Source organism: Flavobacterium pectinovorum, assembly GCF_900142715.1.
In the GTDB taxonomy this organism is placed as follows: domain Bacteria; phylum Bacteroidota; class Bacteroidia; order Flavobacteriales; family Flavobacteriaceae; genus Flavobacterium; species Flavobacterium pectinovorum.
The window spans coordinates 87,142-102,290 of record NZ_FRBX01000001.1 but is presented as its reverse complement, the minus strand read 5'-3'; the positions used below and the strand labels follow the sequence as shown (position 1 = coordinate 102,290).

Below are 15,149 nucleotides of genomic sequence, written 5' to 3'. Positions count from 1 at the left end.
AACATAAAAAAAAGTAGTTATGAAAAAACTTTTTAAACTTTTTATGATGGGAATGCTAATACCATTGCTGTCTTTATTTTCCTGTTCAGATGATTTTTTGGATGCACCATCTGAAAATCAATTAACCCCGGCCGATTTGCCCGAAGGAGTTACCGCTTTTGACGGAATCGCTGAGAGTTTGTACTTTAAGCCGTGGTTTACTTTTAATGATAAATTCCTGATTGCTGTAGGAGATATGTATGCGGGAAATGCTTTTTCGTTTGATGGTGCTTATGCGCAATTTAAAGATGCACAGGTAACCTCGCAAAACCCAATCCTGACAGAAGGATACGTTTCGTTATTTTCGGTTGTCGATCAATCCAATAATTTAATGAGTCTGGTTGAAGAAAGAAAAAGCGAATTGCCTGAAGCATCTTATAAAAAAGCGATTGCAATATCCAGATTTATGAGAGCCAATGCGTATTTCTATCTCGTGAGAACTTTTGGTGCTGTGCCTATTATTAGTAAAGCAGGTTCTGCTGCACAGCCAAAAAGAAATCTCGTTGCTGATGTGTATAAATTTATAAAACAGGATTTGGAATATGCTGTTGAAAATTTACCTGAAAAACCATTAAAAAAAGGGTACGTTACTAAATATGTTGCTATGGGTATTCTTGCAAAAGTGCATTTAACCTTAAATGAATACGGAGAAAGTTTAGCCTTAACCCAGCAAATTATTGGAAACCAATATAAGTTAATCCAGGAATACGGAAACTTATTTAGCAGCCCTGAAAATAATAACAGCGCAGAGAGTATGTTTGCCCTGCAATGGAAAGCGATTGCTACAGAATGGGGAACACAAAACACCAATCAGGCCTATATAGTTCCGGGAGGTACAGGAATAACGGGTGGCGGTGACGGCTGGGGAGTTTACCTGCCTTCTATTTCACTACAAGCTGGATTTGAGCCAAATGATACCAGAAAAAAGAACACGATTATGACAGATGGTGACTTTTATCCTGAATTATTAAAAAATCAAGGTGGTTTCACATACAAAAAAATCCTTTCTTCTACAGGAGCTAATTTCAGAAAATACATTGTAGGTTCTGCAGCCGAAAGAAACGATGTGTTTTTTATGAGAACATCACAAAACACGATTATACTAAGATATTCTGATGTTTTATTAATGCATGCTGAAGCGATTTTGGCCGGAGCAGGTTCTACTACTTCTGCAGATGCTTTAATCGCTTTTAATGAAGTGAGATCAAGAGCCGGATTACCAGCTAAAACAATACTTACGAGAGATGATCTGTTTAACGAAAGAAGAGTTGAATTTGCACTTGAAGGACAATATTTCTTTGATTTAAAACGCCGTGGTATTGCTGAAGCTACAGCAATTATTTCACAGCAGGAAGTTGGTTTTTATTCTGATGATGCCAGAACAGACTTGGTTTCCAGAAAAATAACTCCGGGAAACAATTATTTTGAATTGCCATTACCTCAATCTGCTATTGATACTAATCCATCATTATTAGAACCGCCGGTTCCTTTTAACTTCAATTAATTTTTATACTATGATCAATAAAATAAAATATAGAATTATAATTCTTTTGGCTCTGGTTTCTTTTACAGCTTGCCAAAATGATGATAATAGTACTCTTGCAACTATAGATGCAATGGTTGCTGAACCCGGAGATTTACTTAATCAGGCTTTTCCGTTAAATAAAGTCAGGGTCGAAGGCGAAGGTTTAGCGGGATTAAAAAAGATTACGCTGGATAATAAAATCAATATCAGTTTTAATCCTAATCATAATTCAGACAAAGCGTTTATTTTTACTGTTCCATTTGATGACAAACTAGGAAGTCGATTTGGTGTACAACCCATTACATTTGAAACTGCTGCTGGTTCGTTTACAAAAGAAATTGAAATTTTACAGCCTGTTCCTACCATTACAAAAACAATTCCTGAAATAGCAACTCCGGGGTCTCCGCTTGAAATTGAAGGTACATGGTTTTATAATATTTCTTCGATAACCTTAGACGGAAAAGCAATAAGTTATACTTCAAAATCATCTTCTTCAATTATTATAGGTGTGCCTGAAGATGCCGTCTTTGGCTCAGAGTTAGTACTTACAACGCCGGGAGGTATAGCAAAAAAAGTAATACAGATTCCTCCTCCTGTTACTCCGGAAGTTATTGTTATCGTGTCTGATTTTGACGGAAACGGTGTCAGAACGAGTTGGAATTCGTATGGCGATATCGATAGTTTTAACGCAAATACTACAGGTGGCCCAACAGGTAATTACGCAACACTTGCATGGACTGGTTCAACTGCCAACGGTTACAACGGAAGCAGCGCCGGAGGGGGAACTAGCTTTCTAAGTGCATCAAACACTGATGCTGCAAAAACTTTTATAGATATTGACGTAAGTGCCAATGTCGTAGGCGCTCAATTTGCCATACAATTAAACACTATTGATGGTAAAGACTATGGTTATAATTTTAAAGTAACCGATACAAATTGGACAACAAAAACCATAACCTTAGCTGATTTTAAAGATAATTATGGGTTTGGATTGCCTGCCACTACGCTGGACGCTTCTAAAGTTAATGAAATCAAAGTAGGAATTGTACAGAGTGATACGCCAAATCCTAGTGTGATAAAATTTGACAATATTAAAATTCGTTACGAATAATTGAGGATTATATGCTTTAACTAAAAAAGAGGTTGTTATCAAAAGCAGCCTCTTTATAAAAGCAAATTATATCATAAATAATAAAGAAAATATAATAAGAGTATTCCAGAATATTCTATAATAAAAAAACAGTATGAAAATTAAATTTTTACTAGTGCTCAGCAGTCTCTTCCTTTTTTTAAGTGCCTGTTCTAAAGATGACAATGAAACTGTTGAAACTTTAGAAAATCCAGTTGCAAACGCACCAAAAGATGTGAATGACAATGGGTTTAAAGCTAAATGGAATTATGTTTCGAATTCTAAAAGCTACCTTTTGGATGTTTCTACAACCGAAAATTTTACAGCATTTGTGTCCAATTACAATGCAAAAGAAGTGACTGATTTAAATGAAGTTGTAGTTGGTTTAACAGGAGGCACGCAATATTATTACAGAGTAAGAGCCAAATCAGAAACAGAGATTTCAGATTATTCAAATGTTATTAGTGTTGTAACTACTGGTTCAGATGGTATTCCTGAAGATCCTACTTTTTTAAAAGTAAAAGTCAATAAGGCGGCAAATCCATTTTTTGTTGGTATGGCAATAAAAGCTTCGCAATTAACCAGCGGAAGCCCTTATGATATTATTTTGAAAAATGAATTTAGCAGTATTTCTGCCGAATATGAAATGAAAATGGATCAAATTTCTACTGCAAGCGGTGTTTATAACTGGACGGTTGCTGATCAAATTGTTGCTTACGGAAATTCAAATGGCATCAATGTTCACGGTCATGCTTTAGTATGGCATAATTCAGTACCAAAATGGTTAACCGATTTTTCAGGTACTGATGCTGAATTTGCTGCGGAAGTAAAAAAATATATCACAGATGTTGTTACGCATTATGCCGGAAAAGTAAAATCCTGGGATGTGGTTAATGAATCTGTAGATGACAATGGAGGAAATATGAGAAATACTATTTTTCTTAGACGAATGGGTCCTAATTATGTAAAAGATTGTTTTCAATGGGCAAGAAATGCAGCAACTGCGGCAGATGACACCAACTTATTATTGTTTTATAATGATTATGCAACGTCTGCTAATATCCCAAAACAAGATAAAGTTTTTAGCATTATAGATGATCTAAAAACAAGTAACCTTATTGATGGTGTTGGTTTTCAAATGCATAATACTTATTTAAGCCCAACAAAAACTCAAATCGAAACAGATATTAACAGAGCTGTCTCAAAAGGTCTGAAAATTCACGTTTCAGAATTAGACATTCAGGTCAATCCATTTAATGACATTTCTACTTTTACAAATGAAAGAAGGTTAGCCCAAAAAGCAAAATACAAGGAAATGGTAAAAATCTATAATGCAATTCCGGCAGCAAATAAATACGCTTTAACGATTTGGGGAATGAAGGATAATGAATCCTGGATTCCGTATAGTACAGATCTGAACCATGTTGGAAATGACTGGCCTTTATTGTATGACTCCAATTTTGCTATCAAAAGTTCGCATACCGGATTTCTGGAAGGTTTAGATTAAATTTTAAAGCATAATACTATACTATTAATTAACCACAAAAAATTATGAAAAAATTAAATTTGTTATCATTAGCATTATCATGTGTTTTAGGATTTGCATCCTGCTCAGATAGTACAACTCCTGTATTGGCAGAAGAGCAATTGTCAAGTGTAAATACCGCTGCAAGTACAGGTAAAATAGCCGCTGCACCCTGGGTGAAACAATTTGAAGACACATTCAATGTAGGCTCTAATTTGTCACAATGGACAAAAGAACAGCGAGCGGATTATAATTCCTGGTATTGTGACTATAATAGTTCGGTACCTACCACACAATGGAGAGATGGAAAACAATGTTTAGAAATCAAAACAACCAAGTTAAGTGCTTACAAATATCAATCTGGTTTCATTTCTTCTCATTACCAATACAAACCAGAAAACAATACAGAGTATATGCTTTCTGCTAATATTAAATTAATAGCGATGGATGGCGGAACCTACAAATCTTTCTCAGATACTTACGGTGCATGGCCGGCCTTTTGGTCTGTACAGCAAAACGCATGGCCAACCAAAGGAGAAATTGATATTCTGGAAGGGTATTCTTTTGCACCAAATGCGAGCCGTTATACTTCAAATATTTTTTATGGAACTTCTTCCGGAAACAACTTATTAGGAAATGCTGCCGAAAGAAACTATCCCGGTAGTTTTAATTTAAACGGAAATAACGGATGGCACTTATATGAATCCTTCTGGAAAATGCAAAACAATGTCGTAACAGTAACCATAAAGGTTGACAATATAACTGTTGCAACTTATACGAACAGTAGTGTAGCCAATCTTAATTTTAATAATTTTGGAACACATTCGATTATTTTCAATATGAATGTGGGATCTAAAGACTCTAATTTTATAGATCCTAATAAAATTAACTTATTTTCATCTGTAATGATGTGGGTAGATGATGTTACGGTTTACAAAAGACCAATCTAAAATTATATCGCAATCAGTAATAAAAAAGCTTCAGAGAAATCTGGAGCTTTTTTATGTATATGATTTGCTATTGTCAAAGAAGATATTGAGGATTGTACTTCAGACGAGGCTTATTCTTTTTAAATAATTTGTACCAAAATAAAACAGCCCAATTCTTTCGAATTGGGCTGTTTTAAAATTACATGGATATTATTAAAAATTCACTTCTTCTGTTTAAGAGATGTTCTTCCTCACTACATTTTACACCATCCTTACATCTGTTAAGCAATTTGCTTTCGCCATATCCTTTTCCTTTTAATCGATTTGCGGAAATGCCTTTTTTTACAAGCCACGCCATAATAGATTTTGCTCTTTTATCAGATAAAACCATATTTGATTTTACAGATGATCTGCTGTCTGTATGCGAACGAATATCTATTTTCATTTTTGGATATTCCTGCATTACGGCAAATATTTTCTCTAATTCAATTGCTGCTTTATCTGTAATATTCCATTTTCCTAAATCGAAATAAATCATTGAAATATTTAGCGTTTTGGCCAAATCTGTTCCAATTGCAATTGGTTTTGCTTCTTTAATTTCTGTTTTTTCTTTTTCTAAAGTAAAATCTAACTTATTATCAACAGCGTATGAAATCGTAACCTGATTTTCTTTTATTGGATAACCTTCTCCAATTACACGAACAGTATATGCTTTGTTACAGTTAACTTTGAATGAATAGCTGCCGTCTTTACCTGTAAGTACTTCTTCTAAAACCTGAAGCTTTTCATCAAGCAAAACTACTTTTACATTTTCTATAACAGTATTAGCGTTACCATCATAAATGGTTCCTTTTAAAGTTCTTTCGCAAACTAATTTTCTTGTCTCGGTAAACTTATAAATATCATCATAGCCCATTCCTCCTTTTTTATTAGAAGAAAAATATCCATTACGTGTATTGCTGTCAATGATAAAAGCAAAATCATCAAATTTAGTATTTACCGGTTCACCGATATTCTGTACTTTGTCAAAAGTTCCGTTGTCCAGTATTTTCGAAACAAATATGTCCAGTCCGCCAAGTCCGGGACGTCCATCGGTTGCAAAATACAATTCGTTATCTCCTGAAATAAAAGGAAAAGTTTCCCTTCCTTCCGTATTAATATTGGATCCCAAATTTTCGGGTTTTCCAAATGTTCCATCACTATTAATCGTTACGCTGTATAAATCAGACTGACCTAAACTTCCCGGCATATCCGATGCGAAAAATAATTGCTTTTCATCTAAACTTAACGCCGGATGAGCAGTACTATAAGCGTCGCTGTTAAAAGGTAATTCTGTAATATTATCCCATTTACCATTTAAGAAACTAGCCTTATACAGTTTTAATAAGGTAATATTCTTGTCGTCTTTTCCTCGTTTTCCATCCAAAAAATTATTTCTTGTAAAATACATCGTCTTGCCATCTTTTGTAAAAACAGGAGTCGATTCATTAAATTTTGAATTAACATCTGTATCCAGCAAAACCGGAGTCCCAAGATTACCATCTGGCTGAATAGCTGCAGTATATAAATTTGTAAAAGCTCTGTTTGTCCATAAAAATGTCTTTCCTTCTTTCTTTCTAATTTTACGTGCAGAACCAAATATTAAATTATTATTTAAAACAGTACTTCCAAAATCTGATTGTTCTGTATTAATATTGGTATTTACAATTTCAAATCGGCCAGAGTTTAATTTGATCTGCTCTAAATAATTTCTGTTATTTTCAAATAAAATTCCTCTGGTATCTGTATTTACTTTCTTATTGAATTCGTCGAGCATTTTATCCGCTTTAGCGTAATCTCCTACTGCTTTAAGAGACTGTGCATATCTGTACAAATATTCGGGTTCCTGCTTGGGATTCAGAAAGAAAAGTTCATCATAAGAAACGACTGCTTTTGTTAATTCGGCATTAAAGTAATAAGCATTACCTAATCTCTGAAACATTTTTTCGTCTTTATATCCTTTAACGGCAAGCTTTTCGTAAATCGAAATTGCATCTGCATAGGCATAATTATCATATTGCTTTTCTGCTTTTTGCAAAAGTGCCTTTTGAGCCATTCCGCTGAAAAAGCAAAAAGACATTAGTACGGTATAAATTATATTTTTTATTTTCATGACTAGAAAAATCTTGGTGATGTTATTCGGCTATACTTATTCAAAAACTCGAAACGCAGGAATATTTCATGCGATCCTGAATTGTAGTTCACTAACTTAGTTGTTTCGCGATCGTAGGCATAACCCAGATATAAACTGTCTGTGATCTGAAATCCGGCCAGTGCACTTACTGCAGCACTCCATCTGTACGAAACACCAACAACAAACTTGTCATTAAACATAAAATTTGCCGAAGCATCAACCTGAAACGGTGAACCTTCTATCATCTTGGCCAAAACTGCTGGTTTGAACTTTATTTGCTCATAACGATCCAGATTAAATACATATCCGGCAATCAAATAGTAATTTATCTGCTCTTTATAAATTGCAGTTTCATTATCATCGTAACGATTTGTTTCGATAAAATTGGGTACAGATAAACCAACATATCCTTTGTCTGAATGCAAGTATACACCAGCACCAACATTAGGTGAAAATTTATTTTTAAAATCCTGAAATTGCGGATCGCCCTGATTTTCGGGGTTTAACTTTGTGGGATCAAGTTTGAATAAATTTGCTGATCCTTTTATACCAAAAGAAAGTTTGGCTGTAGCCGATGTTGGAATAGAATACGAAAAATCTGCTGATATGTTGTTTTCATTTGTAGGACCAATTTTATCATTTACTAATGAAACCCCAAGTCCTACATTATTACCTACAGGTGTATTTACAGAAAAACTGCTTGTTTCGGGTGCACCATCTAACCCAACCCACTGTGTACGATAAAGTCCTAAAACACTTATGACTCCTCTTGAACCCGCGTAAGCCGGATTTATACTAATGGTATTATACATATATTGTGTAAACTGCGCATCTTGCTGAGCAAAACTTGCAACCGAACAAAACAATAAAACTAAAACTAATTTTCTCATTTATTTTATTTTTAAAATAATGGCTTAGCTTTCACTAAGCCATTTAATTTGTATAGTATGTTACTTGGTAAGGTATAAATACCCAGCCTCTTGCTGTAGGTTAGATTGCTTATCTTTATATCTAATGATGTAATAATAAGTACCTTCAGGTAATCCGTTTGAGTCTTTAATAGTAGCACGACCTTCTGAAACACCTCTAAAAGCAATTTCTGCATTGTTATAATGCTCTCTTTCGAATACTAAAACTCCCCAACGGTTGAAGATCTGTACGCTATTGTCAGGATAACATTCTAAGCCCTGAATGTAGAATCTTTCGTTTTGATTATCTCCATTTGCAGAAACAGCATTAAAGATTTTAATCACACAACCTCCTAATTCTAAAATAGTTGGTTTATCTCCTTCAGTATCACTAGAATCTGATTTATCCGAAACAATTATTCCGCTTTTCGTCGTACCTGATGCTGTTGCCTGATTGCTTATGCTTCCGGAATCAACATCTGCCTGAGATAAAGTATAGGTTCCTGTTATCGAAGAATTATCAGTTTCACCAACCGCCAGATTAATAGGGCCTCCATTCATAACAATTCCAGGTAAAGGATCTGAAACCATTATTTTTTCCAGAGCAACATTTCCTTTGTTTGTTATCGCGAAATTGTAGGTTAAAGTTTCTCCGGCTTCGGCAAATCCATTTCCATTATCATCATTCAATACAACTGTTTTTACTATTGCAATTGCAGGAATTTCAACAAAAATCTTAACGGTTGCAGTAGTACAATTTGATCCATTGGCTACTTCGCATATTTGATAAGTTAGTGTATGCTCTCCTCCTTTTGTGCCTGGTGCTATATTGATTGTACCATCATTATTAAGGGTAATTCCTGTTGGCCAGTCCAAACCTTTTACTATAACATCTGAAGGTTTAACAGGAACACCGTTTAGCGTATCATTGTCTAAAACATTGATTATTTCTAATGAACCATTAAGTCCGTCAGCAAGAGTTACATCATCTTCATTACCTGCATGAATTCCGAATGTTGGCCTCGCGTTACAACCAGCTACTGCTGCAGGATAATTAACTACAACAGATTGTGTTGGATTTAATGTAAACTGCATGGTAACGGCAGGTCTTGTTAATTCAAAACCGTCATTTCCTTGTATCCATTGTCCGTTTACTAATACCCATCCCGGCCAGTCTGTTGGTTTATTATTACTATCAACGACTGCTCCCGGCCATAAAACAGTACCACTTAATGGCATATTATTTTGGGTTGCCACAATGTTGTTAGCACTGTCTATCCAATTAATAGTTAATAATCCTGTTGGTGTAAAATTATCTGCAACAACATTATAAGAAACATACGGAGCATTATTATCGCAATAACTATTTGTCGTTATTGTCATAGTAGGCGCTACAACCGAAACTGTAACGGTAGCAGGACTACAGTTTGAAGGATTCGCTTTTTCGCAAATTTCGTATGTTAAAGTATAGTTTCCAGCCGGTGCATTTGGAATCAATTCTACAGTTCCATCAGGTTTTAATGTAATTGTTCCTGTTGGATCAGGAGTCAATTCATGTAAATCAACATCTGTAGGTATTAGGGGATTATTGTTTAAAGTATCATTATCAAATACATTTACAATTGTGACTGTTTTATCAATTCCTACTACAGGATTTACCGGATCATTTACGGCATTCAAAATTGTTTTTTCAACCACAATTGTTATTACTGCCGGCGTTGCATCAATAGAGCCGTTATTATCTGTTGCTGTAAAAGTAAAAGTTTCGTTCCCTGAAAATGCTCCGCTAGGATCATATGTAAGCATACTAACTTCTAAAGGTGTCAATACCTGATTTACCGTTACAGGTGTTCCTGATAATGCTAAAGTTCCATTAGCTGGTAATGACAGGATTGTATAACTTACAACAGTTCCATCGGTATCTGTTGCTGTTAAAGGATTGATCGCTGTTGCTCCTGCTGTTGACGGAATACCAGCATTGGTATCGTCGTTTGCAACTGGTGCATTATTTCCAACAGGAATTGTAATTGTTCCCGCTGATAAATCTATGGCACCAAGGTCATCTGTTGCCGTAAAAGTAAAGGTATCGTTGCCTGTAAATGTTCCGCTTGGTTCATAAGTAAGCATGCTTGCTTCTAAAGGCGTCAAAATCTGATTTACGGTAACCGGAACTCCTGCTAATGCTAAAATTCCATGAGATGGTAATGTTAAAACTGTATAGTTTGATATAGTTCCGTCAATATCTGTAGCGATTAATGCGTTTAAGACTGTCGCTCCTGCCGTTGATGAAATTGGGGTATTTATATCATCAGCTGCAGTCGGACTATCATTTACAGCATTTACTGTTACAAGCTGGTTTGCCGTGTCAGTTCCGCCTTTTCCATCACTGATCAGGTAAGGAATACTAATGGCTGTTGCTGAATTGAAATTTGCCGATGGTGTGAAAGTAATCACACCTGCAGCTGAGATATTTACTGTTCCGTTTGTTACAGGGATAGTTTGTGCGCCACCTGTAAGTATTGTTCCGCCAATTGAAGTGATACTCAATGTATCGCCGTCAAGATCAGAATCCAATGCTAATGGGTTTAAGGTTACTGTAGTATCTTCGTTTATCGTGTAAAGATCATCTACCGCTACCGGATTATCATTTACTGCCGTAACTGTAATCAATTGATTTGCCGTGTCAGTTCCACCATGACCATCGCTGATTACATAAGGAATACTGATAGCCGTAGCCGAATTAAAGTTTGCCGATGGCGTGAAAGTAATCACACCTGCAGCTGAGATATTTACTGTTCCGTTAGTTACAGGGATAGTTTGTGCTCCTCCTGTAAGTATTGTTCCGCCAATTGAAGTGATACTCAATGTATCGCCGTCAAGATCCGAATCCAATGCCAATGGGTTTAAGGTTACTGTAGCATCTTCTGCAACAGTATAAACGTCATTTACCGCTACCGGATTATCATTTACTGCCGTAACTGTAATTAATTGATTTGCCGTGTCAGTTCCACCATGACCATCGCTGATTACATAAGGAATACTAATAGCCGTAGCTGAATTAAAGTTTGCCGATGGTGTGAAAGTAATCACACCTGCAGCTGAGATATTTACTGTTCCGTTTGTTACAGGGATAGTTTGTGCGCCACCTGTAAGTGTTGTTCCTCCAATTGAAGTGATACTCAATGTATCGCCGTCAAGATCCGAATCCAATGCTAATGGGTTTAAGGTTACTGTAGTATCTTCGTTTATCGTGTAAAGGTCATCAACCGCTACCGGATTATCATTTACTGCCGTAACTGTAATCAATTGATTTGCCGTGTCAGTTCCGCCATGACCATCGCTGATTACATAAGGAATACTGATAGCTGTAGCCGAATTGAAGTTTGCCGATGGTGTAAAAGTAATCACGCCTGCAACTGAGATATTTACTGTTCCGTGAGTTACAGGAATTGTTTGGGCGCCACCTGTAAGTGTTGTTCCTCCAATTGAAGTGATACTCAACGTATCGCCATCAAGATCAGAATCCAACGCTAATGGATTTAAAGTTACCGTAGCATCTTCTGCAACAGTATAAATGTCATCTACCGCTACCGGATTATCATTTACTGCCGTAACTGTAATTAATTGATTTGCCGTGTCAGTTCCGCCATGACCATCATTGATTACGTAAGGAATACTAATAGCCGTAGCTGAATTAAAGTTTGCCGATGGTGTGAAAGTAATCACGCCTCCAGCTGAAATATTTACTGTTCCGTTTGTTACAGGGATAGTTTGTGCGCCACCCGTAAGTGTTGTTCCGCCAATTGATGTGATACTTAATGTATCGCCATCAAGATCCGAATCCAATGCCAATGGATTTAAAGTTACTGTCGCATCTTCTGCAACAGTATAAATGTCATCTACCGCTACCGGATTATCATTTACTGCCGTAACTGTAATCAATTGATTTGCCGTGTCAGTTCCGCCATGACCATCATTGATTACGTAAGGAATACTAATAGCCGTAGCTGAATTAAAGTTTGCCGATGGTGTAAAAGTAATCACACCTGCAGCTGAAATATTTACTGTTCCGTTTGTAACAGGGATAGTTTGTGCTCCACCCGTAAGAGTTGTTCCTCCAATTGAAGTAATACTCAACGTATCGCCATCAAGATCCGAATCCAATGCCAATGGGTTTAAGGTTACTGTAGCATCTTCTGCAACAGTATAAACGTCATCTACCGCTACCGGATTATCATTTACTGCTGCCACAACAAAAGTAATATCTGCATTATCACACAATCCGAAAGCATCACATAAAGTATAAGTTAATATTGCTGTTCCATTATAATTATCTGCAGGATTAAAAGTTACAATTCCTGTAAATGGGTTTAATGTCCAGACACCTTTAGCATCAGAATACGTTGTTTGAATACCTGGCAAAGCAGGATCTAAATCTACTGTAAACTGCCCAACTCCATTTACGGGAGCAATCGGGTTACCATCTGGATCAGTATCATTAGAAAGTACATTCACCGTACCATTAGCTCCATCTTCATTTAAAGGAGAAGCACTAAGATCATCATCAATAGCCACTGGTGCATGATTTACTGTTGGTGTAGCAGATTCTGAATTATTTCCAGGTGTTGGATCATTCTGTTCTCCTGTAATACTGGCTGTATTGGCATAAGAGCCCGTAGCATTTACTTTTGCAATAATCGTAAGTGTTGCATTTGCTCCATTGGCAAGATTTCCAATAGTCCAGTCTGGTGCTAACCATGTTCCTGTTGAAGGTGTTGCACTAACAAATGTATAACCTGCAGGAAGCGTATCGGTTACTTTAACTCCCGTAGCATTACTTGGTCCTGAGTTAGAAGCTGTGATAGTAAATGTAACGTTGTCCCCAACATTATGTGTACCAGTGCTTGCCGTTTTAGTTACTAAAAGATTAGTATCAACTACAGGTGTTGCAGTTGCTGTATTATTTGCAGAATTAGTATCAGGATCATTACCTGAAATAATAGCCGTATTCGCATACGGTCCTGAAGCATTAACTGTAGCTACAATTGATAAGGTGGCACTTTCTCCATTAATAAGGCTGCCAACAGTCCAATTTGGTGCTGACCATGTTCCTACTGATGGTGTTGCACTTACAAAAGTATAACCAGCAGGAAGAACGTCATTTACGTTAACTCCTGTAGCCTTATAAGGTCCTTTATTAGTTGTCGTAATTGTGAATACACAATTATTACCAACACTTGCATTAATATTATCAACTGTTTTTGTAACCTCTAAATCTATAGGACAAAGAGCAGCTTCAAAATTTTTAGTAGTAACTGAAGTACCTCCACACTCGGTGGTTACGGAGTATTGAACCACTACGGTACCGGCTGATGTAAAACTCAAAGTATTTCCTGTAAGGCTTCCCGGACCGCTTACTATGCTTAATGTACCTCCGGCGGGAGTTGGATTTAGCAAAACAGGATCGCCAACACAGTATTTTGAACCAGGCCCTCCTCCTGTTGAGATAGGCTGGATAACAGGATTTGACTCTGCACCGCAAATTTGTACAGCTGCAGTAGCAAAATTATAAGATTTTTCGTCACTGGTACCATTAGAACCATTACCCATACTTCCTCTTATTCTATGGCCAACATAACCAAAATTAGTCTGACAGCTTTTAACTATCATTGATGTATGCCCTCCTGTTTCAACAGCAAGAATTTTATCTGTAAGAGTTAGTCCGGCTGGAATTGACGGATTACTTGGATCTGAAGCAGTACCAAGCAAAAAGTTATTACTTTGTCCAAAAGCATATAAATTTTTATTGCTGTTAATCACGTTAACACTGCCATATAAATTATCATGCTCCTGTACGCTGAACCATTTAATATCATCCATATTATCCATAAGTGGGCCCGTAACAGATGTATATCGGGGCTGAACCCATCCTAATCTATCAGTAGTTGTCCAGTCTCCCAATTGTCTGTTTGTATTTTCACCTACAGCATACATGTTACCGTCGGTCGCTAAAATATAATAGGATCTTTCGGTACCGCTTCCAGATGAACCAATCATTTTTGGTGTTCCACCAGGCAGTGCCATTTGTATAGCTCTTGTCTGACTCGGAATTATAGCTGTATTATCTCCTAATAATACATTTACTCCCCACACATAGACTGAACCATCTGATTTTAAAGCCATAAGTCCGTCATAATTTCCTCTACAGACTACGACATCACTTAAAAATGGATTACCTGTCCCATCAGTTGTAACTTTATACCAGGTGGTTGCATTTCCTGCTCCCCCATTACCTCGAACACTTGCGGTTTGTGAAATTACCCAAACATCTCCACTACAGGTCGTAATGGCTAATGTCTTGTAGGTTGCAAACAGCATTTTAACATCTCCGGGAGTTACTCCTGTTGGTAAACCATTTGCATTTCCACCAATAGTAATTTTTTGAAAAGCAGTTCCTGAAGTAATTGACCCGTCAAGAACAATCCCTTCTTTTGACCATGCATACAAACCATCTGTAGCTAAAACAATACCCTGAACATTATTCGCAGAAATACTTCCTAATCCGACCTTTAAAGGCGTTGCAGTTGTTAAAGCAGGAAAATTTGCTACATTTATTGTTAGTGGCGAAAATACATCTGCAAGTCCATCATTTCCAATATCTTCTCCCCATACCTGAAAAGAACCATCTGAAGTTCTTACTACTGTTGTATGAAAACTAGAAACAAAATTATCATACTCTATAGTGGCTGCATTGTTATTTGAATCGCTTCCAAAATTCGATAAATCAGTATTTGAGCATCCAACAATGGGCGTCGAACACTGGGCATTGGAAACCTGATTGAATATAAAAAACAAAAAAAACAAGAAGATTGTTTTTTTGAAATTCAATATTTTATTTAGTGTAAAGTAGTTTTTTATCAT

General features: G+C 36.4%; 7 protein-coding genes. 4 read left to right on the top strand and 3 right to left on the bottom strand.

The annotated features are described in order from the left end of the window. Positions 1–19: 19 nt before the first annotated feature. From BUE22_RS00370 to BUE22_RS00355, 4 genes are all read left to right on the top strand, one after another. The gene (locus BUE22_RS00370; protein ID WP_073392843.1) at positions 20–1,543 is read left to right on the top strand and encodes a RagB/SusD family nutrient uptake outer membrane protein; all 1,524 of its coding nucleotides are present in this window, start codon (positions 20–22) and stop codon (positions 1,541–1,543) included. A 10-nt stretch (positions 1,544–1,553) separates the two neighbouring features. Continuing rightward, positions 1,554–2,675, top strand: coding sequence for a hypothetical protein (locus BUE22_RS00365; protein ID WP_073392841.1), 1,122 nt, complete (start codon positions 1,554–1,556; stop codon positions 2,673–2,675). Between the two features lie 133 nt (positions 2,676–2,808). After that, the gene (locus BUE22_RS00360; protein WP_073392839.1) at positions 2,809–4,200 is read left to right on the top strand and encodes an endo-1,4-beta-xylanase; all 1,392 of its coding nucleotides are present in this window, start codon (positions 2,809–2,811) and stop codon (positions 4,198–4,200) included. 44 nt (positions 4,201–4,244) lie between these two features. Continuing rightward, on the top strand, positions 4,245–5,168 hold the full coding sequence (locus BUE22_RS00355; RefSeq protein WP_073392837.1) for a glycoside hydrolase family 16 protein: 924 nt from the start codon (positions 4,245–4,247) through the stop codon (positions 5,166–5,168). 178 nt (positions 5,169–5,346) lie between these two features. Here the strand turns inward: BUE22_RS00355 and BUE22_RS00350 are convergent, their stop codons facing one another. From BUE22_RS00350 to BUE22_RS00340, 3 genes are read right to left on the bottom strand one after another with little or no spacing between them, the layout of a single operon-like run. Further along, a complete protein-coding gene (locus tag BUE22_RS00350) occupies positions 5,347–7,299 on the bottom strand; it encodes an OmpA family protein (RefSeq protein WP_073392834.1) in 1,953 nt (650 codons plus the stop codon). Between the two features lie 2 nt (positions 7,300–7,301). Next, entirely contained in the window at positions 7,302–8,210 is a 909-nt protein-coding gene (locus BUE22_RS00345; RefSeq protein ID WP_073392832.1) for a PorP/SprF family type IX secretion system membrane protein, read from the bottom strand. A gap of 60 nt (positions 8,211–8,270) precedes the next feature. Continuing rightward, a complete protein-coding gene (locus BUE22_RS00340; protein WP_084540183.1) occupies positions 8,271–15,149 on the bottom strand; it encodes an Ig-like domain-containing protein in 6,879 nt (2,292 codons plus the stop codon).